Here is a 24,988-nt window from a genome sequence, read left to right as displayed (position 1 = left end):
TAGGTCATCGCGCTGTTCCCACGAGTGTTACGCCCAATCTGCGTGGCCCGAGTCACACCCCGTAAGCAGCCTAAAGCGGTCAGACACGGGCAGCCGGGGTCATGCGCGCGACCGGGCAGGGCGACAACGGTGATCTCCTCTGCCCATGTCTGACCGCTTTTGGCTGCTTACGGGGTGTGACTCGGGCCACGCAGATTGGGCGTAACACTCGTGGGAACAGCGCGATGACCTAAGAGGTGACAGCCGCGGAGGGAATACGGACGCCATCACAGGCGCTGTGCACCTTCCCGGCCCCCGCCCGCGCCGTCGGCCCATCCCCAGGCCGGTGGTCGGCTCCTGTCCGAAGTGGACGGTGCCGGAAGCCGTTTTCCAACGTTCCGAGAGGTTGTTCGTGTCGGCCAGCACATCCCGTACGCTCCCGCCGGAGATCGCCGAGTCCGTCTCTGTCATGGCGCTCATTGAGCGGGGAAAGGCTGAGGGGCAGATCGCCGGCGACGATGTGCGTCGGGCCTTCGAAGCTGACCAGATTCCGGCCACTCAGTGGAAGAACGTACTGCGCAGCCTCAACCAGATTCTTGAGGAAGAGGGTGTGACGCTGATGGTCAGTGCCGCAGAGCCCAAGCGCACCCGCAAGAGCGTCGCAGCGAAGAGCCCCGCGAAGCGCACCGCCACCAAGACGGTCGCAGCGAAGACGGTGACGACGACGAGGAAGGCCACCGCCACGGCCGCCCCCGCGGCGCCCGTCGCTCCGGCCGCAGCCGATTCCGCCGAGGAAGCCGAATCCGCCAAGAAGGCCGCGGCCAAGAAGACGACCGCCAAGAAGGCGACCGCCAAGAAGACCGTCGCCAAGAAGACGGCGGCCAAGAAGACCACGGCCAAGAAGGACGACGTCGAGCTTCTCGAGGACGAGGTTCTCGAGGACACCAAGGTCGCCGACGAGCCGGAAGGCGCCGAGAGCGCGGGCTTCGTCCTGTCGGACGAGGACGAGGACGACGCGCCCGCGCAGCAGGTCGCCGCGGCCGGCGCCACCGCCGACCCGGTCAAGGACTACCTGAAGCAGATCGGCAAGGTCCCCCTGCTCAACGCCGAGCAGGAGGTCGAACTGGCCAAGCGCATCGAGGCGGGTCTGTTCGCCGAGGACAAGCTGGCCAACGCCGACAAGCTGGCGCCGAAGCTCAAGCGCGAGCTGGAGATCATCGCCGAGGACGGCCGCCGCGCCAAGAACCACCTCCTGGAGGCCAACCTCCGTCTGGTGGTCTCCCTGGCCAAGCGCTACACCGGCCGCGGCATGCTCTTCCTGGACCTCATCCAGGAGGGCAACCTCGGTCTGATCCGCGCGGTCGAGAAGTTCGACTACACCAAGGGCTACAAGTTCTCCACCTACGCCACCTGGTGGATCCGTCAGGCCATCACCCGCGCCATGGCCGACCAGGCCCGCACCATCCGTATCCCGGTGCACATGGTCGAGGTCATCAACAAGCTCGCGCGCGTGCAGCGCCAGATGCTCCAGGACCTGGGCCGCGAGCCCACTCCGGAGGAGCTGGCGAAGGAGCTCGACATGACCCCGGAGAAGGTCATCGAGGTCCAGAAGTACGGCCGCGAGCCCATCTCCCTGCACACCCCGCTGGGTGAGGACGGCGACAGCGAGTTCGGTGACCTCATCGAGGACTCCGAGGCCGTCGTCCCCGCCGACGCCGTCAGCTTCACGCTCCTGCAGGAGCAGCTGCACTCCGTTCTGGACACCCTGTCCGAGCGCGAGGCCGGCGTCGTCTCCATGCGGTTCGGTCTCACCGACGGTCAGCCGAAGACCCTCGACGAGATCGGCAAGGTGTACGGCGTGACGCGTGAGCGCATCCGCCAGATCGAGTCCAAGACCATGTCGAAGCTGCGCCACCCGTCGCGTTCCCAGGTGCTGCGCGACTACCTCGACTAGGTCGCGGTCGTACGGCGGCGAAGGCCCGGCCCCCCTCGCGGGAGCCGGGCCTTCGTGCTGCGCGCCACGGCGCATTGGATCACTCTGGGTTTTCCGGTAACACCGAGAGTGAGGAGTCTGCATGCGCCGTTCCCTAGGGCGGGCACTGGTCAGGCCGCTGGCCCTGGCCGCCGCCATGACCGCCATACCGCTGGTGAACGCGGCTCCGGTGGTCGCCGACAGCGTAGTGGTCGGAGGCTTTCCGATAGACGTCTCCCAGGCCCCGTGGACGGTCGCGCTGTCCAGCCGTGACCGGTTCGGAGGTACGCGGGCGGGCCAGTTCTGCGGCGGCGTCGCGATCGCACCGACGGCGGTGCTCACCGCGGCCCACTGCCTGAGCGAGGACGTCCTCGGGGCGCCCCCGAACCGCGTGCCCGACTTCCGGGTCATCGCGGGGCGCACCGATCTGCTGTCGGATGAGGGCCAGGAGATCGCCGTACGCGACGCCCGGATCAATCCCGGGTACGACAGTGCGACCAACGCCGGCGACTTCGCCGTACTCACCCTGGCCAAGCCGCTGCCGCAGAGCGCGGTCATCGGCATGGCGGGCGCGGGCGATCCGGCCTACAAGGCGGGAACGCAGGCCCTGGTCTCCGGGTGGGGGGACACGACCGGTAAGGGCGCCTATGCGCACAGGCTGTACGCCGCACACGTGCGCGTGCTGCCCGACGACCTCTGCGCCCGCTCCTATCCGAGCGGTCCGGACGGTACCTACCGGGCCGGCAGCATGCTCTGCGCCGGAGAGGCTGCCGGCGGGCCGGACGCCTGTCAGGGAGACAGCGGCGGCCCGCTGGTGGCGGGAGGACGGCTGATCGGGCTCGTGTCATGGGGGAGCGGCTGCGGCAGGCGTGGAAGCCCCGGCGTGTACACACGCGTCTCCGAGGTCGTGAGGACCCTGGAAGGGGCCTCAGGCGGCCGGGAGGGGATCCACGGGCCCTCCTGAAGCGCCGGCACGGGACATGAGCACGGGCGGCCACTCCTGCAGAGGAGCGGCCGCCCGTTCACCGGCCTGTACCGGGGCTGGCTCGTCGTGTGTGCGAGATTCAGCGCTCTTCTTCGGAAGCGGTGTTCGGAACGGACGTCAGCCGCTCCGTCTCGTCCTGTATCTCAGCGGCGATCTTCTTGAGTTCCGGCTCGAACTTGCGACCGTGGTGGGCGCAGAAGAGCAGTTCTCCGCCGCTGAGCAGGACGACGCGCAGGTATGCCTGGGCGCCGCAGCGGTCGCAGCGATCGGCGGCCGTCAACGGGCTCGCGGGGGTCAGAACAGTAGTCACGTCGCCTCTTCTCTAGCTCGACGAGCTGTCGTACCAGGGTCAACATCCAACCAGCCCGAAAACGTTCCCGCTCGTGGCTTTTCCTCGAAAGAATCTTCCGGGGCGGCTGTCTGCTGCCGGTTGGCGGCGAATGTGCCGTAGTGCGTCTCTTGTGGTGCTTACGGTTTCGCGCGGTGTTGTATCTCGGTCCTCCAGGCCGGGTTGCCTGTTGTTCATGAGGACGTGCCCGGAGCCTAAATGGTTCATGCCTCCAATGGAACGTGATATGTACTTCACTCCATCGAGGGATCGAACATGCATGCGATCCTGGACTAGTCTGAGTTCCCGACGAGGGTGGCGTTACACCGGCTCTACCAGGCCTCGGTACCCTCTGAGCGGCGACCGAAGCCGTCCCCTTACCCAGTAGGGGGTCAACTGAAATTCAGCGAGGAGCGAACCGCGTGACCGCCGATACGTCCGTGCCGTCCACAGCGCTGCTGGCAGGAGCAGACCGGGACGGTTCCAACTACACCGCGCGGCACCTGCTCGTCCTCGAGGGCCTCGAGGCCGTGCGCAAGCGCCCAGGCATGTACATCGGCTCGACCGACAGCCGCGGCCTGATGCACTGCCTGTGGGAGATCATCGACAACTCCGTCGACGAGGCCCTCGCGGGCGTCTGTGACCGCATCGAGGTGATCCTCCACGACGACGGCTCCGTGGAGGTGCGCGACAACGGCCGTGGCATCCCCGTGGACGTGGAGCCCAGGACCGGCCTGTCCGGCGTCGAGGTCGTCATGACCAAGCTCCACGCGGGCGGCAAGTTCGGCGGCGGCTCGTACGCCGCCTCCGGCGGTCTGCACGGCGTCGGCGCCTCCGTGGTCAACGCCCTCTCCGCCCGTCTCGACGTCGAGGTGGACCGCGGCGGCCACACGCACGCCATCAGCTTCCGGCGCGGCGTGCCGGGTGCCTTCGCGGCCGACGGCGCCGAGGCGAAGTTCGAGGCCAAGAGCGGCCTGCGGAAGACCAAGAAGATCCCCAGGACCCGCACCGGCACGCGCGTGCGCTACTGGGCCGACCGCCAGATCTTCCTCAAGGACGCCAAGCTCTCCCTGGAGAACCTCCACCAGCGCGCCCGGCAGACCGCCTTCCTGGTGCCGGGCCTGACGATCGTCGTCCGTGACGAGTTCGGTCTGGGTGAGGGGGGCAGCAAGGGCGAGGAGTCCTTCCGCTTCGACGGCGGCATCAGCGAGTTCTGCGAGTACCTGGCGGGTGACAAGCCGGTCTGCGACGTCCTCCGCTTCTCGGGCAGGGGCACCTTCAAGGAGACCGTGCCCGTCCTGGACGAGCACGGCCAGATGACCCCCACCGAGGTCACCCGTGAACTGGGCGTGGACATCGCGCTGCGCTGGGGTACGGGCTACGACACGACCGTCCGGTCCTTCGTCAACATCATCGCCACCCCCAAGGGCGGCACCCATGTCTCGGGCTTCGAACAGGCCGTGACCGGGGTGTTCAACGATGTACTGCGCGCCAAGAAGCTGCTGCGGGTGGCCGAGGACAACATCGTCAAGGACGACGCCCTCGAGGGCCTGACCGCCGTCGTGACCGTGCGCCTGGCAGAGCCGCAGTTCGAGGGTCAGACCAAGGAGGTCCTGGGCACCTCGGCGGCCCGGCGCATCGTGAACAACGTGGTCGCCAAGGAGCTGAAGGCGTTCCTGACCAGCACGAAGCGGGACGCCGCCGCGCAGGCCCGCGTCGTCATGGAGAAGGTGGTGGCCGCCGCCCGTACCCGCGTCGCGGCCCGCCAGCACAAGGACGCCCAGCGCCGGAAGACCGCCCTGGAGTCCTCGTCCCTGCCGGCGAAGCTCGCCGACTGCCGCAGCGACGACGTCGACCGCAGCGAACTGTTCATCGTCGAGGGTGACTCCGCGCTCGGTACGGCCAAGCTGGCGCGGAACTCCGAGTTCCAGGCCCTGCTGCCGATCCGCGGCAAGATCCTCAACGTGCAGCGCTCGTCGGTGACCGACATGCTCAAGAACGCCGAGTGCGGCGCGATCATCCAGGTCATAGGAGCCGGCTCGGGCCGCACCTTCGACATCGACCAGGCCCGCTACGGCAAGATCATCATGATGACCGACGCCGATGTGGACGGCTCCCACATCCGCTGCCTGCTGCTCACGCTGTTCCAGCGCTACATGCGGCCGATGGTCGAGGCGGGCCGGGTCTTCGCCGCGGTGCCGCCGCTGCACCGCATCGAGGTCGTCCAGCCGAAGAAGGGCCAGGACAAGTACGTGTACACGTACTCCGACCGCGAGCTGCGCGACAAGCTCATGGAGTTCCAGAGCAAGGGCATCCGGTACAAGGAGAGCATCCAGCGCTACAAGGGTCTGGGCGAGATGGACGCCGACCAGCTGGCCGAGACCACGATGGACCCCCGTCACCGCACGCTGCGCAGGATCAACCTGTCCGACCTGGAGGCCGCCGAGCAGGTCTTCGACCTGCTGATGGGCAACGACGTGGCCCCGCGCAAGGAGTTCATCTCCAGTTCGGCGGCGACGCTGGACCGGTCGCGCATCGACGCGTAGCCGCTGCGCCGGGCTTCGGCCGACGGGGTTTGCTCGTGATGGGCTGACCTGGTCGGCCGGGGACGTCGAGGGGGATTGGTGGCCGGCGGAGGGGGACGGTGGTCCGCCTCCGCGGGCGGGATGGTCCTTCTCGGTTCGCCGGGCGCTCTTCGGTGGTCGGCCGGAGGGGCTTGCGCCGGTCGTCGAGCGGTCTTCCTGCGCCGCTCGGGCCGGGCGGCCGGTGGGTCGTGGCCTCGACACGGCAGACCGCGTCTTCGTCTGCGAGGAGTACGTCTTCGGCTGCGACGCCGACGATGTCGGGGCCGCCCCCTCTGCCGACACCGCCCCACGGCCTTTCCCACGCGGCCCGACGGAATTCCGTCCTGCCGCCGACGCCCCTGGTAGGCCTTCTCCTCGACGAGCACACTGCCCCGGACGCCGCGCGGTCCGGCGACGTCGTCTTCCTGCCGACGCTTCCCGGCCGCGCGTGGGTTGATCCTGCCCCGGCCGGACGAGGCTCGGTCCGGCGCGGGCGGGGTCGGGGATCGCGGGTGTTCGTGGGCGCTGCCGTCAGCCTCCCCCAATTTCCGGGCCTGCCGTTGTGAGCAGCCGGCGGTCCCCGCGCTTCGAGCGGGTACCGGACATCGGTGGTGGTGCCGGGGGACGTGCACACCCCGTCACCGGCACTGTCGGCCGGCGAGGCACGGCCGCCCAGCGGCCGCCGCGCTCGCGGACGGTTGCCGGAGATCTGCCCCGACCGATCTCCGCCTCCACCTCGGACCGGTAGGCACACCCGCCGGATCTACACCCGTGGGTGGAGACGAGCCGCTCCGGGTTTCCACCCTTGATCCACCCCGGCTCCGATCTCCCGACCTGCGCTTTTCCGTAGCTTCGTAGGTGTCGGCAGCACCCGCTCCCGGCACCACGTTCTCGCTCACGGAGGCTTTGATGTCCGGGCTCGTCAACGCGCTGGTGATCGTGGCCGTCGCCGCCATAGTGATCGCGCGGCAGTTCCGCGCCCGCGCGATCAACACCGACCGGCGCTGGTGGCTGATCCCCGTGGTCCTCGCCGTCGTCGCGCTGCGCGAGCCCGGCATCCTCGACGCCCACCACCGTGCCGAATCCGGAGTGCTGCTCGCGGTGGAGCTGCTCATCGGTCTGGCCACCGGCGCCGGCTGGGCCTGGACGACCCGCATCTGGACGGAACCGGACGGCGTCGTGTGGACCAAGAGCACCAAGGCGAGTGTTGCGGTATGGATCGTGGGCGTAGCCCTCCGCATCGGTATCTACGCCGTCGGCGCCGCACTCGGCCTGCGCCAGGACAGCTCCGCCCTGATGTGCGCTCTCGCCGCCACCCTGCTGGTCCGCGGCGGGATCCTGGTCTGGCGGGCGCAGTCCCTCGGCACCGCCAACCGTCCCGCTCCGGCGTACGGTGACGGCATGCGAGCGGTCAGGAGGGAACGCGCGTGAAGGAGAACGCCTGGACACGCTGGCCGTCGCGGGAGGCGCTCGGCCGCCAGGGAACCTCCCGTTCTCGGCGCTTGATCGCCTGGCCTGTCAGGATCCTGGTGATCGGCATGCTCCTGTGGGGCGCGTACAACCAGAGGCACGTCGGCACCTGGGGCGGACTCGCCGCGATGGCCGGGGTCCTCGCCACCGCTCTCCTCGCCTGGGCCTTCTTCAGGACCACCTACCAGCACCGGCTGGTGCCCTCCCTGGTGCTGATGTGCGCGATCATGGGCATCGCGGTCATGGCTGAGGCCACGGGGTTCAGAGGCCCGGCCCTCGTGATCTGGTGCGGTTGTGGGATCGGCGCCCTCGAGCGGCTGCCGCTCGCTGCAGCCGCTCCGGTGACCTCGGTGGGCCTGGCCGCATACGCCGCATTCAACAACGACGTCTGGCTGACCACGGCTGCCTCGGTCGCGGGCATGGCTCTCGCCGGATATGTCCTGCGGCTGGACGCCGAGGCACGCGGCCACGCGCAGCAACTGCTCGCACAGGAGCGTGCCGCCCGGGCGGCCGAGGCGGAGTCCGCTGCGCTGGCCGAGCGAGCCCGCATCGCGCGGGAGATCCACGACGTGCTGGCCCACAGCCTCTCGGCGCAGCTGGTGCATCTGGAGGCGGCCCGGCTGCTGATCGAGAACGGCGCGGACCGTGAACGCATCCTGGAGCGGGTGGTGGCCGCCCGGGGCATGGCCCGGGACGGACTCGCCGAGACCCGGCAGGCCCTGTCCGCGCTGCGGGGCGATCTGACACCGCTGGAGGACTTCCTGAGCGAACTCGTCAGCGGGGCCGACGGCGCCGAGGTCACCGTGACGGGTGAGCGCAGACCCCTGCCGGCCGAGGCCTCCCAGACCGTGCGCAGGGTCGCCCAGGAGGCGCTGACGAACGTCCGCAAGCACGCACAGGGTGCCAAGGTGCATCTGCGACTCGACTACAGCGAGCACGAAGTGACGCTGGATGTACGGGACTCGGGCGGGCGGCCGGGCGAGCTCACCAGGTCCGGAGGTGGGTACGGTCTGCTGGGGATGCGCGAGCGGGCCGAACTGCTCGGCGGCTCACTGGACGCGCGGCCGGACGAGGAGGGGTTCGTGGTGACGCTGAAGGTGCCTGTATGACGGAGACGGAGGGGGAGAAGAAGCCCGCACGGGTGGTGGTCGCCGACGACCAGACCGTGGTCCGGGAGGGCATCGTGATGCTGCTCGGACTGCTGCCCGGTGTGGAGGTCGTGGGTGCCGCGGGAGACGGCGAGGAAGCGGTGCGGCTGGTCGGGGAACTGGCCCCCGATGTCGTCCTGATGGATCTCAGGATGCCCCGCTGCGACGGTGTGGAGGCCACCCGGCGGATCCGGGCGCAGTACCCGGGGACCCAGGTCGTGGTGCTCACCACGTACGCGGACGACGAATCGCTGTTTCCCGCGCTGCGTGCCGGCGCCCGGGGATATCTGACCAAGGACGCGGGCGGTGACGAGATCGTGCGTGCCGTGGAGAGCGTGCTGTCGGGAGATGCTGGTCTGTCGCCGAGTGTCCAACGCCGGTTGCTGGAACGGCTGTCGCAGCCCGAGCACAGCCCGCCGGCGACCGTCGAGGCGCCGCCCGACGGACTGACCGCTCGGGAGACCGAGGTGCTGCTGCTGATCGCCGAAGGGCTCAGCAATCAGGAGATCGCCCGCAAGCTGCATGTGTCGACCGCGACCGTGAAGACACACATCAACAACCTCTTCTCCAAGACGGGCCTCAAGGACCGGGCGCAGGCGGTGCGGTACGCCTACAGCAAGGGGCTGGTGCGGCCGCCCACCCAGTGAGTCACCTGATGGGGTGAAGAGCCGGAGGAAGAAGAGTCAGGGATCTTCCCGTTCTGTCCATCCTTGGGCATGCAGTCAAGCAACGGTCGTGCCCGTGGAGCCGGGGACGGTCCCGAGAGTTCGCCCGAGAACCAGCAAGACCACGGCGCGCCCTCCCGCGACGCGACGTACGAAGACCCTTGGTACGACGCACTGGCCTACGGCTGGGGCGAGCTGGACGGCACCGGTGCGCCGACGCCGGTGGTGCCACCTGCTCGAGGGGAGCTGAGCGCAGCGGCGGTTCGCGCCCGCGATGTGTACGTCGAGGTGCAACGCAGCGCGGCCTTCCAGGAGGTGCGCACCAGGTACCGGAGGTTCGTCGTGCCGGGGGTCGCCGCCTTCCTCGCCTGGTACGTGGGCTATGTGGTCACGGCCACGGCCGCGCCGGGGCTCATGGCCCGGCCCGTGGCGGGCGCGGTGAACGTGGCCATGCTGGCCGGGCTGGGACAGTTCCTCACCACGTTCCTGCTGACCTGGGCCTATGCCCGGCACGCTCGGCTGCGCCGGGACCGGGCGGCGCTGGAGTTGCGCTGGGACACCCAGGAACTGGCCCGCGAAGTGCGGGGAGATGCCTCATGACCGGTGAGCATCAGACGCTGGCGCTGCTGATGTTCAGCGGTTTCGTGGCCCTCACCCTCGGGATCACGACGTGGGTGAGCCGTCGCCGGCATGGTTCGGCGGAGGAGTTCTACGCCGGAGGGCGGCTCTTCTCTCCGATGGAGAATGGTTTTGCCATTGCGGGTGACTACATGTCGGCCGCCTCCTTCCTGGGGGTCACTGGGCTCATCGCGCTGTACGGGTACGACGGGATGCTGTACGTCGTCGGCTTCCTGGTGGCCTGGCTGGTCGTGCTGTTCCTGGTGGCCGAACTGGTCCGCAACTGCGGGCGGTTCACCCTGGCCGATGTGGTGGCCGCGCGGATGAGCGAGCGGCCGGTGCGGATCGCGGCGGGAACTTCCTCGGTCACGGTGTCCGTTCTGTATCTGGTGGCGCAAATGGTCGGCGCGGGCAGTCTGGTGGCGCTGCTGCTGGGGCGGACGAGCGGGCCCGCGCAGGCCTGGGCGGTCATCGGGGTCGGCGCGCTCATGGTGATCTATGTGTCGTTGGGAGGGATGCGGGCCACCACCTGGATCCAGATCGTGAAGGCGGTGCTGCTGCTGAGCGGCACGATCGCGCTGACCGTCCTCGTCCTGCTCCGCTTCCACGGCGACGTCGACCGTCTGCTGCTCACGGCCGCGGACCGCAGCGGTCACGGAAGGGCGTTCCTGGCGCCGGGCCTGAAGTACGGCGGGACCTGGACCGCCCGCCTGGACTTCATCAGCCTGGGACTCGCCCTCGTGCTGGGCACGGGGGGACTGCCGCACATCCTGTCCCGCTTCTACACCGTGCCCACCGCGCGGGCCGCCCGTCGTTCCGTGGTGTGGTCCATCGGGCTGATCGGCGGCTTCTACCTGATGACGATCGTCCTCGGCTTCGGGGCGGCCGCGCTGGTGGGGACGGATGCGGTGCGCGGCTCGAACGCGGCCGGGAACACGGCGGTGCCGCTGCTCGCCCTCGACCTGGGCGGCGGCGCGGGCTCCACCGGTGGCACGGTCCTGTTCGCGGTCGTCGCCGCCGTCGCCTTCGCCACCATCCTCGCGGTGGTCGCCGGCATCACGCTCGCCTCGTCGGCGTCGGTGGCGCACGACCTGTACGCGTCGCTGCGGCGCTCGCGCGGCACGGCACGCAGCGAGGTGGCGGTGGCGCGCTGGGCGGCGGTCGGCATCGGTGTCGTGGCGATCGCGCTCGGTCTGCTGGCCCGTGACCTCAACGTCGCCTTCCTCGTCGGCCTCGCCTTCGCCGTCGCCGCGTCGGCGAACCTCCCGGTGCTGCTGTACTCGCTGTTCTGGCGCGGCTTCACCACCCGCGGGGCGGTCTGGGCCGTGTACGGCGGGCTGATCCCGGCGCTCGGGCTGGTGCTGCTCTCCCCGGTGGTGTCCGGCAGCCCGACCTCCCTGTTCCCGGACGTCGACTTCCAGTACTTCCCGCTGCAGAACCCGGGCATCGTCTCCATCCCGCTCGGCTTCCTCGCCGGCTGGCTCGGCACGATCACCTCCGCGGAGATCGCGGACGAGGCCAAGTACGCCGAGACGGAGGTGCGGTCGCTGACCGGCGCCGGTGCCGTGTAGCCGGTCACCGGCGCCGGGCACGGCTCGCTACGGCGCCACCCAGGCGTACCGGTGCTCCGGCCGGCCGGTGTCGCCGTACTTCAGGGAGAGCCGGAGCCGGCCGGCCTGTTCCAGATGGCGGAGATAGCGCTGGGCCGTGGAGCGGCTCAGGCCGGTCCTGGCGGCCACCTCGTGAGCGGACAGCGGCTGGTCGGCGCGGTGCAGGACGCCGCAGATCAGGTCGGTCGTGGGCGCCGAGCGGCCGCTCGGCGGGCCGGGCGCGGACGGTGCGGGATTCGTCCGCAGCGCGCCGAAGATCCGGTCGACCTGCTCCTGCCCGGTCAGGCCGTGGCCGCCGACCCGGTCCACCGTGCGACGCAGCGCCGCATAGGAGTCGAGGCGGGCCCGCAGGGCGGCGAAGGTGAAGGGTTTGACCAGGTAGTGCAGGGCGCCCAGGCGCATCGCCTGCTGCACGGTCGTCACATCGCTGGCCGCGGTGATCATGATGACGTCCGTGCCGTGGCCCTGCTCCCGCATGCGGTGCACGAGATCGAGACCGGTCCGGTCCGGCAGATAGTGGTCGAGCAGGACCAGGTCGATGGTGCCGCGTTCGACGGCGGCCAGGGCCTGGGCGGCGCTGTGCGCGCGGGCGGTCACCCGGAAGCCGGGAACCTTTCCCACGTACTTGGCGTTTATCTCAGCGACGCGGAAGTCGTCGTCCACGACCAGGACGTCAATCATCAGGCCTCTCCTTCAAGGCCGACGAGCGTTGAGCCCGTGTTTCGGCTCCGCAGTTGTAGCGCGAGCAAAAAGAGCACAACAGACTCTTGCAAGCAGAAGAACGGCTTGTGCTCACAAGTCTCCTGCTGTGGCCGGGTCCACACCTACCGTCCCGGGCCATGAGCGCAGACACCAGCCCCGCCATCGAGCTGCGGGGCGCGAGCAAGACCTTCAGAACCCCGTCCGGGGGACTGCACACGGCCGTACGCGGTCTGGATCTCACTGTCCAGCGCGGTGAGTTCGTAGCCGTCGTGGGTCCGACCGGCTGCGGCAAGTCCACCACACTGACGCTGGTCAGCGGTCTGGAGGAGCCCACCGAGGGCGAGGTGCTGGTGGCCGGCGAGCCGGTCGACGGCGTCGGCGACAAGGTCGGTTTCGTCTTCCAGCAGGACGCCACCTTCCCCTGGCGCACGGTCCTGTCCAACGTCATGGCCGGCCCCCGCTTCCGGGGCGTGCCGAAGACCGAGGCCAAGGAGAAGGCCCGGGAATGGCTGGCCCGCGTCGGCCTGGCCGCCTTCGAGGACCGTTACCCGCACCAGCTCTCCGGCGGTCAGCGCAAGCGGGTCGCCCTCGCCGCCACGTTCGTCAACGACCCCGAGATCCTGCTGATGGACGAGCCGTTCTCGGCGCTGGACGTGCAGACCCGGGCGCTGATGTCGGACGAGCTGCTGGAGCTGTGGGAGGGCACGGGCGCCTCCGTCGTCTTCGTCACCCATGACCTGGAGGAGTCCATCGCGCTCGCCGACAAGGTCGTGGTGATGACCGCCGGACCCGCGACCGTGAAGCAGGTCTTCGAGATCGACCTGCCGCGGCCGCGCAAGGTCGAGTCGGTTCGCCTGGAGCCGCGGTTCATCGAGATCTACCGCGAGATCTGGGAGTCCCTCGGCGAAGAGGTCCGCATCACCCGCGAGAGGGGTGCCGCCCGTGTCGCCTGAGGTTCTCAGCACTCCGGTGGCCGACGCCGCCAAGGTCTCCGACCGTGCGCAGACCCGCGCCCAGGCCGCCCGCCGCCGCAAGGCTCTCGTCATCGCCGTACGCGTGGTGCTGCTGGTGGCCGTCCTCGGGCTGTGGGAGGGACTGTCCCGGGCGAAGATCATCGATCCGTTCAACTTCTCGATGCCCTCGGAGATCTGGGACCAGATCCGGACCTGGGTGATGCACGGGACCGCGCTGGGCTCCCTCGGCGAACAGATCTGGTACACGCTCTACGAGGCACTGCTCGGCTGGATCCTCGGTGTGATCGCCGGTGTCCTCCTCGGTATCGCACTCGGGCGGATCAGATTGCTCGCCGAAGTCCTTGGTCCATACATCAAGGTGCTCAACTCGATCCCGAGGATCGTCCTGGCGCCGATCTTCCTGATCTGGTTCGGGCTCGGGCCGTCCTCGAAGGTCGCCTCCGCCGTCGTACTGGTCTTCTTCCCGGTCTTCTTCAACGCCTTCCAGGGCGCCCGTGAGGTGGACCGCAACCTCGTGGCCAACGCCCGCATCCTGGGTGCCAGTGACCGCCGGGTCACGCTCCAGGTGGTCATCCCGTCGGCCACCTCCTGGATCTTCACCAGCCTGCACGTCAGCTTCGGCTTCGCTCTCATCGGCGCCATCGTCGGCGAGTACATCGGCGCGACCAAGGGCATCGGCCTGCTCGTCTCGCAGTCGCAGAACACCTTCAACGCGGCCGGTGTCTACGCCGCGATGGTCATCCTCGCGGTCGTCGCCCTCGCCGCCGAGGGGCTGCTGACCTTCGCCGAGCGCCGCATCTTCCGCTGGAGGCCCGCCGGTTCCGAGGGCTGACCCGGCCCCTCACCGGTCCACCGGCCCCTCACCGGTCCCCCCGGCCCCTCACCGGTCCCCCGGCCCCTCACCGGCCCCCCCGGCTTCTCCCCGGCCCACCTCCGGGCCTTCCCGGACCAGCCCCCACGCCTTCCACGTACCGCCCTCTCACAAGGACGTGAACCGCATGCGCAACACCGCCAGACACGCCTCCCTGGCCGCCGCCGGCCTGCTCGCGCTCTCCTCCCTCACCGCCTGCGCCAACGACGCGGCCGGCTCCGCCGCCGACACCGGCAGCGGCGGCGGCAAGGGCGAGAGCGTCAAGATCATGGTCGGTGGCCTGGACAAGGTCATCTACCTGCCCGCGATGCTCACCCAGCGCCTCGGCTACTTCCGGGCGGAGGGTTTGAATGTCCAACTCCTCAGCGAGCCCGCCGGTGTCCAGGCCGAGACCGCGCTCGTCTCCGGCCAGGTGCAGGGAGCGGTCGGCTTCTACGACCACACCCTCGACCTGCAGGTGAAGGGCAAGTCGGTGGAGTCGGTCGTGCAGTTCTCGCACGCGCCCGGCGAGGTCGAGGTGGTCTCCGACAAGGCGGCGGGCAGCCTCACCTCGCCCAAGGACTTCAAGGGCCGCAAGCTGGGCGTGACCGGGCTCGGTTCCTCCACCGACTTCCTCACCAAGTACCTCGCGGTCAAGAACGGTGTGAACGTCAGCGAGTTCACGCCGGTCGCGGTGGGCGCCGGACCGACGTTCGTCGCGGCCCTCCAGAAGGGGGCGATCGACGGCGGCATGACCACCGACCCGACCGTCGCGACGATCCTGGACAAGAAGGCGGGCAAGGTCCTCATCGACATGCGCACCCCCGAGGGCTCGCAGAAGGCGCTGGGCGGGCTGTACCCGTCGTCAAGTCTGTACATGCAGACGGACTGGGTGGACGGACACAAGGACACCGTCCAGAAGTTGGTCAACGCGTTCGTCAAGACGCTCAAGTGGATGTCCGCCCACAGCGCCGACGAGATCGCCGCCAAGATGCCCGCCGACTACTCCCAGGGCAACAAGACGCTCTACGCGCAGGCCATCAAGAGCACCCTGCCGATGTTCACCGACGACGGCGTGATGCCCCAGGGCGGCCCCGAGACCGTCGAGAAGGTCCTCAAATCGTTCAACCCGAAGATCAAGAACGCCAAGGTCGACTTGAGCAGGACGTACACGACCGAGTTCGTCGAGGCGGTCAAGTGACCGCCGCGTGAAGCGCGCTCAGCCGCGGGTCGCCCACACGTAACGGTGTTCCGGGCGGCCCGCGTCGCCGTACTTGAGGGTCAGCCGCGCCCGTCCGGTGCGCTCCAGGAGCTTCAGATACCGCTGGGCCGTCTGCCGGCTCACCCCCGTCCGCTCGGCGATCTCCTGGGCGGACAAGGGGCCTTCGGCGTTCATCAGCGACTGTCGCACCAGTTCGGCCGTCGTGGGGGAGTGCCCCTTCGGCAGCCCGGGCTCCGAAGGCGCGGACAGGGCACCGAAGATGCGGTCCACGTCCGCCTGTTCGGCCTCGCCGCCGCGGTCCAGGGTCCGCCGCAGCCGGGCGTACGCCTCCAGCTTGGCGCGCAGACCGGCGAAGGTGAACGGTTTCACCAGGTACTGCAGCGCGCCCTGCCGCAGCGCGGCCTGGACGGTGGTCATGTCCCGCGCCGCCGTCACCATGATCACGTCGGCCTGGTGGCCGCGCCGGCGCATCTCGCGGACGACCGCGAGACCGGTGTCGTCGGGCAGGTGGTGGTCCATGAGGACCAGGTCCAGCCGCGGCAGCGTCTCCACCTGCCGCAGCGCCTCGGCGGCGCTGTGCGCCTCGCCGGCCACATGGAATCCCGGCACCTTCGCCACGTACGCGGCGTTGACCCGGGCGACCCGGATGTCGTCGTCCACGACCAGGACCTCGATCATCGGGTCTCCTCCTCGGTGACGGCAGCGGGCTCGAGGGACTTCTCGCGCACCGTGGGTTCCAGCTCCGGCTCGGTCAGCGCCTCCGGCAGGACCACGGTGAACTCCGCACCGCCCCCGTCCGCGGCGCCCACGGTCGCGCTGCCGCCCTGGCGTTCGGCGAGCCGGCGCACCAGCGAGAGCCCGATGCCCCGTTTGCCGTGCGCGGGCGGGGTCTTGGTGGACCAGCCCTCGGTGAAGATCAGCTCCCGTCGGCCGGCCGGGACACCGGGGCCCGTGTCGCGCACCGCAAGGACGACCGTACGGCCCTCGGTGCGCAACTCGACCTCCACGCGCGCGTGCAGCGTGCCGGCCACCGCGTCGAGGGCGTTGTCCACCAGGTTGCCCACGACCGTGACCAGACCCCGCGGATCGATCAGCCGGTCGGGCAGCAGCGTGTGCTCCGACACCCACAGCGCGACGCCCCGCTCGGCCGCCACGGTCGCCTTGCCGACCAGCAGGGCCGCGAGCAGGGGATCCTGGATCTTCTCGGTGACCTGCTCGGCGGTGACCCGGTGGTCGCCGACCACCTCGCCGACGAACTCCACGGCGTCGTCGTACATCTCCAGCTCCAGCAGCCCGAGCAGGGTGTGCATGCGGTTGGCGTGCTCGTGGTCCTGGGCGCGCAGGGCGTCGATCAGCCCGCGCGTGGAGTCGAGTTCGCGCCCCAGCTGCTCCAGTTCGGTGCGGTCGCGCAGGGTCGCGACGGCGCCGCCGTCATCGGTGGGCATACGGTTGGCGACCAGCACGCGCCGGCCGCGCACGGTGAGCAGGTCGGTGCCGGTCACCCGGCCGGCCAGCACGTCCGTCGTACGGCCCGTGCCGAGCGCCTCGTCCGGGGTCTGTCCCACGGCCCCGTCGCCGATGCCGAGCAGCCGACGGGCTTCGTCGTTGAGGAGGCGGACACGACCGCCGCGGTCGAGCGCGACCACGCCCTCACGGATGCCGTGCAGCATCGCCTCGCGCTCCGCGAGCAGCGCAGAGATGTCGGAGAAGGCCAGGTCCCGGGTCTGCCGCTGGACCCGCCGGGAGATCAGCCAGGCGGCCAGTGCGCCCACCGCGAGAGCGCCTCCGGCGTACGCGAGCAGGCCCGGGATCGCGCTGATCAGCCGCGCCCGCACGCTGTCGTAGGCGATACCGACCGAGACCGCCCCGATGATGCGGTGGCGCGTGTCGTACAGCGGCACCTTGCCGCGCGCGGAGCGGCCCAGGGTGCCGTTGTCGATCTCCATGACCTCATGACCGGCCAGGGCCTGCCTGGGGTCGGTGGAGACGTGCCCGCCGACCTCCGAGAGGGTGGTGTGCGACCAGCGCATGCCCCGCCGGTCCATCACCACGATGTACTCCGCGTGCGTGGCCCGTCGGATCCGCTCGGCCTCCTTCTGCACCGGACCGTTCACGGTCGGCGGGGTGGTCAGCACACCCTCGGCGATCTGCGGGTCCTGGGCGGTGGTCTGCGCGATGGCCAGCGCGCGGCGCTCCGCCTCCTGGTCGAGCTGCCTGCTCAGCGGCGCCAGGAACAGCCCGGTCGCGAGCACCGCGACCCCCGCGGCGATCGCCACCTGCATCAGCAGCACCTGCGAGAACACCCGCCGCGGCAGACCGAGACGCAGACGGCGTGCGGGGGGAGTGGGGCTCATGCCCACGACGGTAGTGGGGTGGTCCGACGCACCCCAGGGGATGTGGTGGGGATCTCTTGACCAGTTCTTGAAAGAGGCGGTCGTTGCGGGAAGGCGGTCGCTCAGCTCGCCAGCGCCGTCGTCCTCAGCTCGCGCACGGCCACGACGTCCATCCGGGCCGGCGTGCCGAGCACCGTGGCTCCGCAGCTCTCCGGGCGGGGCGGCAGCGACGCCCTCTGCGCCACGGTCACCCGCCAGCGGCGGCCGTCGGCGTGCCCGACGGTGACCTCCCAGCGCGGGGCCGCACCGTCGGTCGTCACGACGCTCAGCAGCCCCGCCCGGTACTCGCCCGCCACCGACCGGACGGCCAGCTCGGCCGCCTGACCGGGCCGTTCCCAGGCGGAGCAGCCGCGGCACCCGTCGACCACCACGCGCCCCTCCTGCACGCCGTGCAGCGCCTCCTTGATGGTGTGCGCCTCGGCGCGGCCGTAGGCGTAGCCGTACGGCAGGACGAGCACGGTCGGCGAGAAACGATGTCCACCCAGATGGGTGACCTCCCAGACTCCGCGCACCCCCGAGGCGCACAGTTCGGCGGCGAGGGGACGGCCCAGGAGAGCGCAGCAGCGGTCGCGTTTGCCGTTGGTGCACACGAACGCCAGCGGGTCGCCCCGGTACGGCTGTCCGCCGAGCGCGGCGGCGAAGGAACGGTGATCCCCCGTTCCCAGGGCGGCGAAGTCGAGGCCGAGCAGGCGACGCGGATCGCGGGTCGTGGCGCTGTGCAGCCACACGCGGCCCGGCACGGTGTGCGCGGCGTACACCTGCCGGACGGCGGGCCCGCCGGGGTCGGCGTGGCGTCCGGGGCGGCGGATGAGCGCGACGCGGACGCCGGTTCCCTCGGCGGCCGCCTCCAGGCTCCGCCCGACGGCGGGGTCCAGGTGGCTCGAAGTGAGCGCCTTGACGCCCCACGGGCCGGGCTGTTCCAGCAGCAGCCAGGTCGTCGCCGTGGCCGCGGTACCGGAAACGGGCTCGTCGAGGCTCCGGGAGACGGTCGCGCACCTACTCACAGAGGTGAGCCTAACCTGACTCTCCGTGGGGCGACTTCCGGCCGTGGTCGTGTCCTGCTCGGGGAGGGTTCGGCCGCTGGTGGAGGCCGTGCACCGACGACCTACTCCGGCAGGGGCTGCGGGGGCCGCGGACCGACGTACTGGCCCACCGGGCGCATGCGGAGCGGGCGCTCGCCGTACTCCTCCAGGGCGTGTGCGATCCAGCCCGCCGTCCGGGCGACGGCGAAGATCGTCTCGCCGGCCGTGGCGGGCATGCCGCTGGACGCGGTGAAGACCGCCAGGGCGAGGTCGACGTTGGCGTGCAGCGGGGTGTGCCGGGCGGTGGTGGCGACGATGTCCCGGGCGGCGAGCAGGGCGGACTCCGCGCGCGGGACCTGCTCCAGGAGGCCGAACAGTACGCTCGCGCGCGGGTCCTCGCCGGTGTAGAGCCGGTGGCCGAGCCCAGGGACCCGGCGTCCCCCGCGCAGTTCGCCGGCGATCACGGGGACCGCCGTGCCCTGGTCGAGCACGTCGAGGAGCATGCGGTGGGCGTCGCCGCTCGCGGCGCCGTGCAGCGGGCCCTCCAGGACGCCGAGCCCGGCCGAGACGGCAGCGTAGGCGTGCGCGCGGGCCGAGGCGGCGACGCGGACGGCGAGCGTGGAGGCGGCCAGATCGTGGTCGGCGAGCAGGGCGAGCGCGGTGTCCAGGACCCGCAGGGACGCCTCGTCGGCGGGATGGCCGGTCAGCCGGACCCAGAGCCGGTGGGCGAGCGGAGCGTCGTCCTCGTGGTCGCGCCGGGCCGGCGGCAGCGCGGCGACGAGCGTGGGGATCAGGATCCGCGCGGTGTTCAGCACGGCGTTCTCGGACAGGTCGAAGCGCAGCGGGTCCTCGGCCGCCGCGGCGACGGCCGCCACACGGAGCCGGTCGGTGGGGGAGGCGTGCTCGGACAGCGCGTCCACCGCGCGGCGCGCGACCTCGACGGTGGGGCCGGGCGCGGTGAAGGTCACGCCCGGGGTGAGCCGGCCCGTCCACAGCCACTCCGCGACCTCCTCGTAGGAGTGACGGAGCGCCAGCTCGACGGCGTCCACGCCCCGGAAGTAGTACCGGTCGTGCTCGATCAGCGTGATCCGGGTCCGGACGGACAGGTCCCCGCCGGAGCCCGGGGTTCCGGCCGCCTCACGGCGGTGACGCCGGGCGAGGGCCTCGACCTCCTTCGCCTCGAAGGTGCTGGCACGGCCGCCGGGCTCGCGCCTGCTGCTGAGCAGGCCGCGGCTCACGTACGCGTACACCGTCTCCGGCTTCACGCCGAGCAGTTCGGCGGTCTCCTTGGTGGTCAGCAGCCTGCGCCCGGGACGGCCGGGAGCGGGTTCGTGATCGCGCATGGAGGTCACGGTAGCCGCCTCTGCACATGTTGATCGGCATGCCTTGATTCAATCAATATTGACAAGCAATTAGTCAAGCATGGACAGTCGGATCAAGTCCAGGGAGGAGAACCATGGCCATCAACAGGACCGCGACCCCGCTCATCGACGCACCGCGCGGACTCGCCGGCGTCGTCGTCACCGAGACCGAGATCGGTGACGTCCGGGGACGCGAGGGCTTCTACCACTACCGCCAGTACTCGGCCGTCGAACTCGCGCGGACCCGCGGCTTCGAGGACGTCTGGCACCTCCTGGTCCACGGCACGCTCCCGGACGCCGAGCGCCGCGCCGCCTTCGCCCACGAGACCGCGACGCTGCGGCGGCTGCCCGAGGAAGTCCGCGCGGCACTGCCCGCGATCGCCGCGGCGAGCCGCGTCTCCGGCCCGCTGTCCGGGCTGCGCACGGCCCTGTCCCTGCTGGGCTCGGCGCGGGGGCTGCGACCGGTGTACGACATCGACGCCGACCGGCGCCGCGCCGACACCCTGGCCGTCTGCGCGGCCGTACCCACGCTGCTCACCGCGCTGTACCGGCTGGGGCAGGGGCTCCACCCCGTCGAGCCGCGTGACGACCTCACGTACGCGGCCAACTACCTGTACATGCTCACGGGTGTGGAACCCGAACCGCGACGGGCGCGTGCGGTCGAGCAATATCTGATCTCAACCATTGATCATGGGTTCAATGCATCAACCTTCACGGCCCGCGTGATCGCCTCCACCGGAGCCGACGTGGCCGCCTGCCTGACCGGAGCGGTGGGTGCCCTGTCCGGGCCGCTGCACGGCGGCGCGCCCAGCCGGGCCCTGGACACCCTGGACGCCATCGGCACGCCGGAGCGGATCGACCCGTGGATCCGCGAGCGGGTGCTCGCCGGTGACCGGATCATGGGCTTCGGACACGCCATCTACCGCACGGAGGACCCCCGTTCGCGGATGCTGCGGGAGATCGCCCTCGGCTTCGGCGGTCCGCGCGTCGACTTCGCGGTGGAGGTCGAGCGCCGCGTCGAGGCGATCCTCGCCGAGCTGAAGCCCGGCCGCGAACTCCACACCAACGTGGAGTTCTACGCCGGTGTGGTCATGGAACTGTGCGGACTGCCCCGCGAGATGTTCACCCCCACCTTCGCGGCGGCACGCGTGGTGGGCTGGAGCGCCAACATCCTGGAACAGGCGGCCGACTCGAAGATCATCCGGCCGGTCGCGCGCTACGTGGGGCCGACGCCGCCGGTCGCGGTGCCGACCACCGGCTGACGCACCCGCCCCAGGAGCCCCTCCTATCCTGGACCGGCAGTCGGTCCACACGAGAGAGGTCACCCGTTGGGGAACAGCAGCGGTCCGCAGATCCCGGTCGTCGTGCTCGCCGGATTCCTGGGCTCCGGGAAGACCACCCTCCTCAACCACCTCCTGCACCGCAGCGGAGGCAGCCGGATCGGGGCGATCGTCAACGACTTCGGGGCCATCGAGATCGACGCGATGGCCGTCGCGGGCGCCCTCGGCGACTCGACCGTCTCGCTCGGCAACGGCTGCCTGTGCTGTGCCGTCGACGCCGGTGAACTCGATCTCTACCTGGAGCGGCTCGCCGACCCGGGCACCGGCATCGACGTGATCGTCATCGAGGCCAGCGGGCTCGCCGAGCCGCAGGAACTGGTGCGCATGGTGCTGGCCTGCGAGCACCCGAGGGTCGTCTACGGCGGCCTCGTCGAGGTCGTGGACGCCGCCGAGTTCGACGACACCCGCGCCAGGCACCCGGAGATCGACCGGCATCTGGCCCTCGCCGACCTGGTCGTGGTCAACAAGCTCGACCGGGCCGCCGACGGTGACCGGGTGCTCGGTCTGGTGCGCTCCCTCGCCGACCGCGCCGCCGTGGTCCCCGCCACCTACGGCCGGATCGACCCGGAGTTCCTCTTCGACTGCAGGCCGAGCGAGGAGCGGATCGGGCAGCTGTCCTTCGACGACCTGCACGAGCCCACGGAGCACACCGAGGCCGACGGGCACGATGAGCACGCGGGTCATCTGCACACCGGCTACGACAGCCTCTCCTTCGCCTCCGAGGCGCCCCTGGAACCCCGCCGGCTCATGCGCTTCCTCGACAGCCGGCCCGAGGGGCTGTACCGGATCAAGGGCTACGTCGACTTCGGGCCGTACGACCCCCTCAACCGGTACACCGTGCACGCCGTCGGCCGCTTTCTGCGCTTCTACCCGGAACCCTGGGGCGGTGCCGGCGACCGGCTCACCCAGCTCGTGCTGATCGGTTCCGGCATCGACACCGAGGCCCTCGGCCAGGAGCTCAAGGGGTGCGAGAACGACGCCCCACACGCCGACGAACGCGGCATGTGGGGCGTCCTGCGCTACGTCCGGGGCTCCGAGGAGGAGCCCGACGCGCAGCCGTACGAGGCGTCGTACGAGGCCTAGAGCACCGGTCCCGCGATCACCGCCACCGTCTTCGGCAGCGACGTGCCCGAACCGTCCCGGCGCGGGTCCAGCTCCGGCAGCTCCGCCGGGGTGCCGTTCTTCTGCGCCGCGCGCGCGGGAGCCGGGCCCGCCCAGCCCAGCGACAGGCAGTCCTCGCCCTTCAGGAACCGCTGGCAGCGCACGCCGCCCGTGGCCCGGCCCTTGCGCGGGTACTGGTCGAACGGGGTCAGCTTGGCGGTCGTCTGCACCGAGTCGTCCAGCGTGCCGCGCGAGCCCGCGACCGTGAACACCACCGCGTCGGCCGCCGGGTCGACCGCCGTGAAGGAGATGACCTTCGCGCCCTCGGCGAGCTTGATGCCCGCCATACCGCCGGCCGGACGGCCCTGCGGGCGCACGATGGACGCCTGGAAGCGCAGCAGCTGCGCGTCGTCGGTGATGAACACCAGGTCCTCCTCGCCGGTGCGCAGCTCCACCGCGCCGACGATCCGGTCACCCTCCTTCAGCGTGATGACCTCCAGCTCGTCCTTGCTGGACGGGTAGTCGGGCACCACACGCTTGACGATGCCCTGCTCGGTGCCGAGCGCCAGGCCCGGGGACGACTCGTCCAGCGTGGTCAGGCAGACCACCGTCTCGTCGTCCTCCAGGGAGACGAACTCCGCCAGCGGCGCCCCTCCGGAGAGGTTCGGCGCGGCCGCCGTCTCCGGCAGCTGGGGCAGGTCGACCACGTTGATCCGCAGCAGCCGGCCCGCCGAGGTCACCGCGCCGATCTCGCCGCGCGCGGTCGCCGGCACCGCCGAGACGATCACGTCGTGCTTGACGCGCTTGGCGCCGGCCTGCTCCGGGAACGGCTCGGCGGTCGCCGTACGGGCCAGCAGACCCGTCGAGGACAGCAGCACCCGGCACGGGTCGTCGGCCACCTGCAGGGGCACCGCGGCCACGGGGGCGCCCGCGGACTCCAGCAGGACCGTACGCCGGTCGGTGCCGAACTTCTTGGACACGGCGGCCAGTTCGGCCGAGACCAGCTTGCGCAGCTCCGCGTCGGACTCCAGGATCCGGGTCAGCTCCGCGATCTCCGCGGTGAGCTTGTCCTTCTCCGCCTCCAGCTCGATGCGGTCGTACTTGGTGAGCCGGCGCAGCGGCGTGTCGAGGATGTACTGCGTCTGCACCTCGCTCAGCGAGAAGCGCTGCATCAGGCGCTCCTTGGCCTGCGCGGAGTTCTCGCTGGACCGGATCAGCCGGATGACCTCGTCGATGTCGACCAGCGCGGTCAGCAGGCCCTCGACCAGGTGCAGCCGGTCGCGGCGCTTGGTGCGGCGGAACTCGCTGCGGCGCCGGACGACGTCGAAGCGGTGGTCGAGATAGACCTCCAGCAGCTCCTTCAGGCCCAGCGTGAGCGGCTGGCCGTCGACCAGCGCGACGTTGTTGATGCCGAAGGTCTCCTCCATCGGGGTCAGCTTGTAGAGCTGCTCCAGGATCGCCTCCGGCACGAAGCCGTTCTTGATCTCGATGACCAGGCGCAGGCCGTGCTCGCGGTCGGTGAGGTCCTTGACGTCGGCGATGCCCTGGACCTTCTTCGCGTTGACCAGGTCCTTGATCTTCGCGATGACCTTTTCGGGGCCCACCGTGAAGGGCAGTTCGGTGACGACCAGGCCCTGGCGGCGGGCGGTCACCGTCTCGATCGAGACCGTCGCGCGCATCTTGAAGGTGCCGCGGCCCGTCGCGTACGCGTCCCGGATGCCGTCCAGGCCGACGATCCGGCCGCCGGTGGGCAGGTCCGGGCCCGGGACGTGCTTCATCAGCGCGTCCAGGTCCGCGTTCGGGTACTTGATCAGGTGGCGGGCGGCCGCGACGACCTCGCGCAGGTTGTGCGGCGGCATGTTCGTCGCCATGCCGACCGCGATGCCCGAGGAGCCGTTGACCAGCAGGTTCGGGAAGGCGGCGGGCAGCGCCACCGGCTCGCGCTCCTGGCCGTCGTAGTTCGGCGCGAAGTCGACCGTGTCCTCGTCGATCGACTCGGTCATCAGACTCGTCGCCTCGGCCTGCCGGCACTCGGTGTACCGCATGGCGGCCGGCGGGTCGTCGTTGCCCAGCGAGCCGAAGTTGCCGTGGCCGTCGACCAGCGGCACGCGCATGGAGAAGGGCTGGGCCATGCGCACCAGGGCGTCGTAGATCGACGCGTCGCCGTGCGGGTGCAGCTTGCCCATGACCTCGCCGACGACACGCGCGCACTTCACATAGCCGCGGTCGGGGCGCAGGCCCATCTCGTTCATCTGGTACACGATCCGGCGGTGCACCGGCTTGAGGCCGTCACGGGCGTCCGGCAGGGCGCGCGAGTAGATGACCGAGTACGCGTACTCGAGGTAGGAGCCACGCATCTCGTCCACGACGTCGATGTCGAGGATCCTCTCCTCGAACGAATCGTCGGGCGGCGGGGTCTTCGTGCTGCGGCGGGCCATCGCTGCCGGCTCCTTGCTGAAGCGATTGACTGATCTGACGCGGACCATTGTGGACCGCGGCACTGACAACCCGTACCACGACCCGGTCCCGGGAGGTTTCCCAGCATCCCCGGGCGGGTCCGGCCAGGGCCGCGGGATCCGCTGTGGGCGTACGTCCCGCCGGAACTTCGTCGAGGTCCCGCACGGTTTGCATACAGTGGCAGGAACGGCAGGAAAACCGCGGTTTCCACAACCGCCTCCGCTCGC

The 24,988-nt window shown here is 70.5% G+C and carries 20 protein-coding genes; 13 read left to right on the top strand and 7 right to left on the bottom strand.

Translation table 11 applies throughout. The features are described 5' to 3' along the window. Positions 1 to 391: 391 nt before the first annotated feature. Both ACWDEN_RS23735 and ACWDEN_RS23730 read left to right on the top strand, forming a co-directional pair. Entirely contained in the window at positions 392 to 1,933 is a 1,542-nt protein-coding gene (locus tag ACWDEN_RS23735; protein WP_351607515.1) for an RNA polymerase sigma factor, read from the top strand. A 121-nt stretch (positions 1,934 to 2,054) separates the two neighbouring features. Further along, the gene (locus ACWDEN_RS23730; protein WP_450860069.1) at positions 2,055 to 2,915 is read left to right on the top strand and encodes a serine protease; all 861 of its coding nucleotides are present in this window, start codon (positions 2,055 to 2,057) and stop codon (positions 2,913 to 2,915) included. Positions 2,916 to 3,015: 100 nt separating this feature from the next. On the opposite strand, the gene ACWDEN_RS23725 is transcribed toward ACWDEN_RS23730, so the two are convergent. Beyond that, the gene (locus ACWDEN_RS23725) at positions 3,016 to 3,246 is read right to left on the bottom strand and encodes a DUF7455 domain-containing protein (RefSeq protein WP_030735014.1); all 231 of its coding nucleotides are present in this window, start codon (positions 3,244 to 3,246) and stop codon (positions 3,016 to 3,018) included. A gap of 440 nt (positions 3,247 to 3,686) precedes the next feature. On the opposite strand from ACWDEN_RS23725, the gene ACWDEN_RS23720 reads away from it, so the two are divergent. The 6 genes from ACWDEN_RS23720 to ACWDEN_RS23695 all read left to right on the top strand — a co-directional run bounded on the left by ACWDEN_RS23720 (position 3,687) and on the right by ACWDEN_RS23695 (position 11,300). Beyond that, complete coding sequence (locus ACWDEN_RS23720; RefSeq protein WP_351607521.1) at positions 3,687 to 5,810, top strand: DNA gyrase/topoisomerase IV subunit B; 2,124 nt, start codon at positions 3,687 to 3,689, stop codon at positions 5,808 to 5,810. Positions 5,811 to 6,737: 927 nt separating this feature from the next. Then, the gene (locus ACWDEN_RS23715) at positions 6,738 to 7,259 is read left to right on the top strand and encodes a DUF1453 domain-containing protein (RefSeq protein WP_450860068.1); all 522 of its coding nucleotides are present in this window, start codon (positions 6,738 to 6,740) and stop codon (positions 7,257 to 7,259) included. Next, on the top strand, positions 7,256 to 8,407 hold the full coding sequence (locus ACWDEN_RS23710; protein ID WP_351607527.1) for a sensor histidine kinase: 1,152 nt from the start codon (positions 7,256 to 7,258) through the stop codon (positions 8,405 to 8,407). The genes ACWDEN_RS23715 and ACWDEN_RS23710 overlap by 4 nt, the downstream gene beginning before the upstream one ends. Next, positions 8,404 to 9,093, top strand: a complete 690-nt coding sequence (locus ACWDEN_RS23705) for a response regulator transcription factor (protein ID WP_351607530.1) — start codon at positions 8,404 to 8,406, stop codon at positions 9,091 to 9,093. Before ACWDEN_RS23710 ends, ACWDEN_RS23705 begins: the two co-directional genes overlap by 4 nt. Before the next feature lie 69 nt (positions 9,094 to 9,162). Then, a complete protein-coding gene (locus ACWDEN_RS23700) occupies positions 9,163 to 9,711 on the top strand; it encodes a DUF485 domain-containing protein (RefSeq protein WP_351607532.1) in 549 nt (182 codons plus the stop codon). Then, positions 9,708 to 11,300: a solute symporter family protein gene (locus ACWDEN_RS23695; protein WP_450860067.1), complete on the top strand. Its 1,593-nt coding sequence runs from the start codon at positions 9,708 to 9,710 to the stop codon at positions 11,298 to 11,300. Before ACWDEN_RS23700 ends, ACWDEN_RS23695 begins: the two co-directional genes overlap by 4 nt. 27 nt (positions 11,301 to 11,327) lie before the next feature. Here the strand turns inward: ACWDEN_RS23695 and ACWDEN_RS23690 are convergent, their stop codons facing one another. Next, positions 11,328 to 12,020, bottom strand: coding sequence for a response regulator (locus ACWDEN_RS23690; protein WP_351607538.1), 693 nt, complete (start codon positions 12,018 to 12,020; stop codon positions 11,328 to 11,330). Positions 12,021 to 12,178: 158 nt separating this feature from the next. On the opposite strand from ACWDEN_RS23690, the gene ACWDEN_RS23685 reads away from it, so the two are divergent. The 3 genes from ACWDEN_RS23685 (at position 12,179) to ACWDEN_RS23675 (ending at position 15,066) form a co-directional block, all read left to right on the top strand. After that, positions 12,179 to 12,994, top strand: coding sequence for an ABC transporter ATP-binding protein (locus ACWDEN_RS23685; protein ID WP_450860066.1), 816 nt, complete (start codon positions 12,179 to 12,181; stop codon positions 12,992 to 12,994). Beyond that, positions 12,984 to 13,847: an ABC transporter permease gene (locus ACWDEN_RS23680; protein WP_450860065.1), complete on the top strand. Its 864-nt coding sequence runs from the start codon at positions 12,984 to 12,986 to the stop codon at positions 13,845 to 13,847. The genes ACWDEN_RS23685 and ACWDEN_RS23680 overlap by 11 nt, the downstream gene beginning before the upstream one ends. A gap of 166 nt (positions 13,848 to 14,013) precedes the next feature. Beyond that, the gene (locus ACWDEN_RS23675; protein ID WP_450860064.1) at positions 14,014 to 15,066 is read left to right on the top strand and encodes an ABC transporter substrate-binding protein; all 1,053 of its coding nucleotides are present in this window, start codon (positions 14,014 to 14,016) and stop codon (positions 15,064 to 15,066) included. An 18-nt stretch (positions 15,067 to 15,084) separates the two neighbouring features. Here ACWDEN_RS23675 and ACWDEN_RS23670 read toward each other — a convergent pair whose 3' ends face one another. The 4 genes from ACWDEN_RS23670 to ACWDEN_RS23655 form a co-directional block, all read right to left on the bottom strand. After that, on the bottom strand, positions 15,085 to 15,765 hold the full coding sequence (locus ACWDEN_RS23670; protein WP_450860063.1) for a response regulator: 681 nt from the start codon (positions 15,763 to 15,765) through the stop codon (positions 15,085 to 15,087). Next, positions 15,762 to 17,441: an ATP-binding protein gene (locus ACWDEN_RS23665; RefSeq protein WP_450860062.1), complete on the bottom strand. Its 1,680-nt coding sequence runs from the start codon at positions 17,439 to 17,441 to the stop codon at positions 15,762 to 15,764. Before ACWDEN_RS23665 ends, ACWDEN_RS23670 begins: the two co-directional genes overlap by 4 nt. A gap of 101 nt (positions 17,442 to 17,542) precedes the next feature. Beyond that, positions 17,543 to 18,484 carry a sucrase ferredoxin gene (locus ACWDEN_RS23660; RefSeq protein ID WP_450860061.1) on the bottom strand — a complete coding sequence of 314 codons (942 nt, stop codon included), beginning with the start codon at positions 18,482 to 18,484 and terminating at the stop codon, positions 17,543 to 17,545. Positions 18,485 to 18,585: 101 nt separating this feature from the next. Continuing rightward, positions 18,586 to 19,845, bottom strand: a complete 1,260-nt coding sequence (locus tag ACWDEN_RS23655) for a citrate/2-methylcitrate synthase (RefSeq protein ID WP_450860060.1) — start codon at positions 19,843 to 19,845, stop codon at positions 18,586 to 18,588. Between the two features lie 113 nt (positions 19,846 to 19,958). Between ACWDEN_RS23655 and ACWDEN_RS23650 the strand changes: the two genes are divergently transcribed. Further along, positions 19,959 to 21,125: a citrate synthase gene (locus ACWDEN_RS23650; protein WP_450860059.1), complete on the top strand. Its 1,167-nt coding sequence runs from the start codon at positions 19,959 to 19,961 to the stop codon at positions 21,123 to 21,125. Positions 21,126 to 21,191: 66 nt separating this feature from the next. Beyond that, positions 21,192 to 22,286 carry a CobW family GTP-binding protein gene (locus ACWDEN_RS23645; protein ID WP_450860058.1) on the top strand — a complete coding sequence of 365 codons (1,095 nt, stop codon included), beginning with the start codon at positions 21,192 to 21,194 and terminating at the stop codon, positions 22,284 to 22,286. Here the strand turns inward: ACWDEN_RS23645 and ACWDEN_RS23640 are convergent. Beyond that, positions 22,283 to 24,742 carry a DNA gyrase/topoisomerase IV subunit A gene (locus ACWDEN_RS23640; protein WP_450860057.1) on the bottom strand — a complete coding sequence of 820 codons (2,460 nt, stop codon included), beginning with the start codon at positions 24,740 to 24,742 and terminating at the stop codon, positions 22,283 to 22,285. The genes ACWDEN_RS23645 and ACWDEN_RS23640 overlap by 4 nt on opposite strands. Between the last annotated feature and the right edge of the window lie 246 nt (positions 24,743 to 24,988).

Source organism: Streptomyces sp. NPDC001153 (genome assembly GCF_053598315.1).
This window is presented reverse-complemented; position numbering and strand designations above follow the sequence as displayed.

Coding starts and splice junctions, on each gene's coding strand:
- ACWDEN_RS23730 (WP_450860069.1), top strand. CDS start 2,055: ATGCGCCGTTCCCTAGGGCGGGCACTGGTCAGGCCGCTGGCCCTGGCC.
- ACWDEN_RS23715 (WP_450860068.1), top strand. CDS start 6,738: ATGTCCGGGCTCGTCAACGCGCTGGTGATCGTGGCCGTCGCCGCCATA.
- ACWDEN_RS23705 (WP_351607530.1), top strand. CDS start 8,404: ATGACGGAGACGGAGGGGGAGAAGAAGCCCGCACGGGTGGTGGTCGCC.
- ACWDEN_RS23700 (WP_351607532.1), top strand. CDS start 9,163: ATGCAGTCAAGCAACGGTCGTGCCCGTGGAGCCGGGGACGGTCCCGAG.
- ACWDEN_RS23695 (WP_450860067.1), top strand. CDS start 9,708: ATGACCGGTGAGCATCAGACGCTGGCGCTGCTGATGTTCAGCGGTTTC.
- ACWDEN_RS23690 (WP_351607538.1), bottom strand. CDS start 12,020: ATGATTGACGTCCTGGTCGTGGACGACGACTTCCGCGTCGCTGAGATA.
- ACWDEN_RS23685 (WP_450860066.1), top strand. CDS start 12,179: ATGAGCGCAGACACCAGCCCCGCCATCGAGCTGCGGGGCGCGAGCAAG.
- ACWDEN_RS23675 (WP_450860064.1), top strand. CDS start 14,014: ATGCGCAACACCGCCAGACACGCCTCCCTGGCCGCCGCCGGCCTGCTC.
- ACWDEN_RS23670 (WP_450860063.1), bottom strand. CDS start 15,765: ATGATCGAGGTCCTGGTCGTGGACGACGACATCCGGGTCGCCCGGGTC.
- ACWDEN_RS23665 (WP_450860062.1), bottom strand. CDS start 17,441: ATGAGCCCCACTCCCCCCGCACGCCGTCTGCGTCTCGGTCTGCCGCGG.
- ACWDEN_RS23655 (WP_450860060.1), bottom strand. CDS start 19,845: ATGCGCGATCACGAACCCGCTCCCGGCCGTCCCGGGCGCAGGCTGCTG.
- ACWDEN_RS23650 (WP_450860059.1), top strand. CDS start 19,959: ATGGCCATCAACAGGACCGCGACCCCGCTCATCGACGCACCGCGCGGA.
- ACWDEN_RS23640 (WP_450860057.1), bottom strand. CDS start 24,742: ATGGCCCGCCGCAGCACGAAGACCCCGCCGCCCGACGATTCGTTCGAG.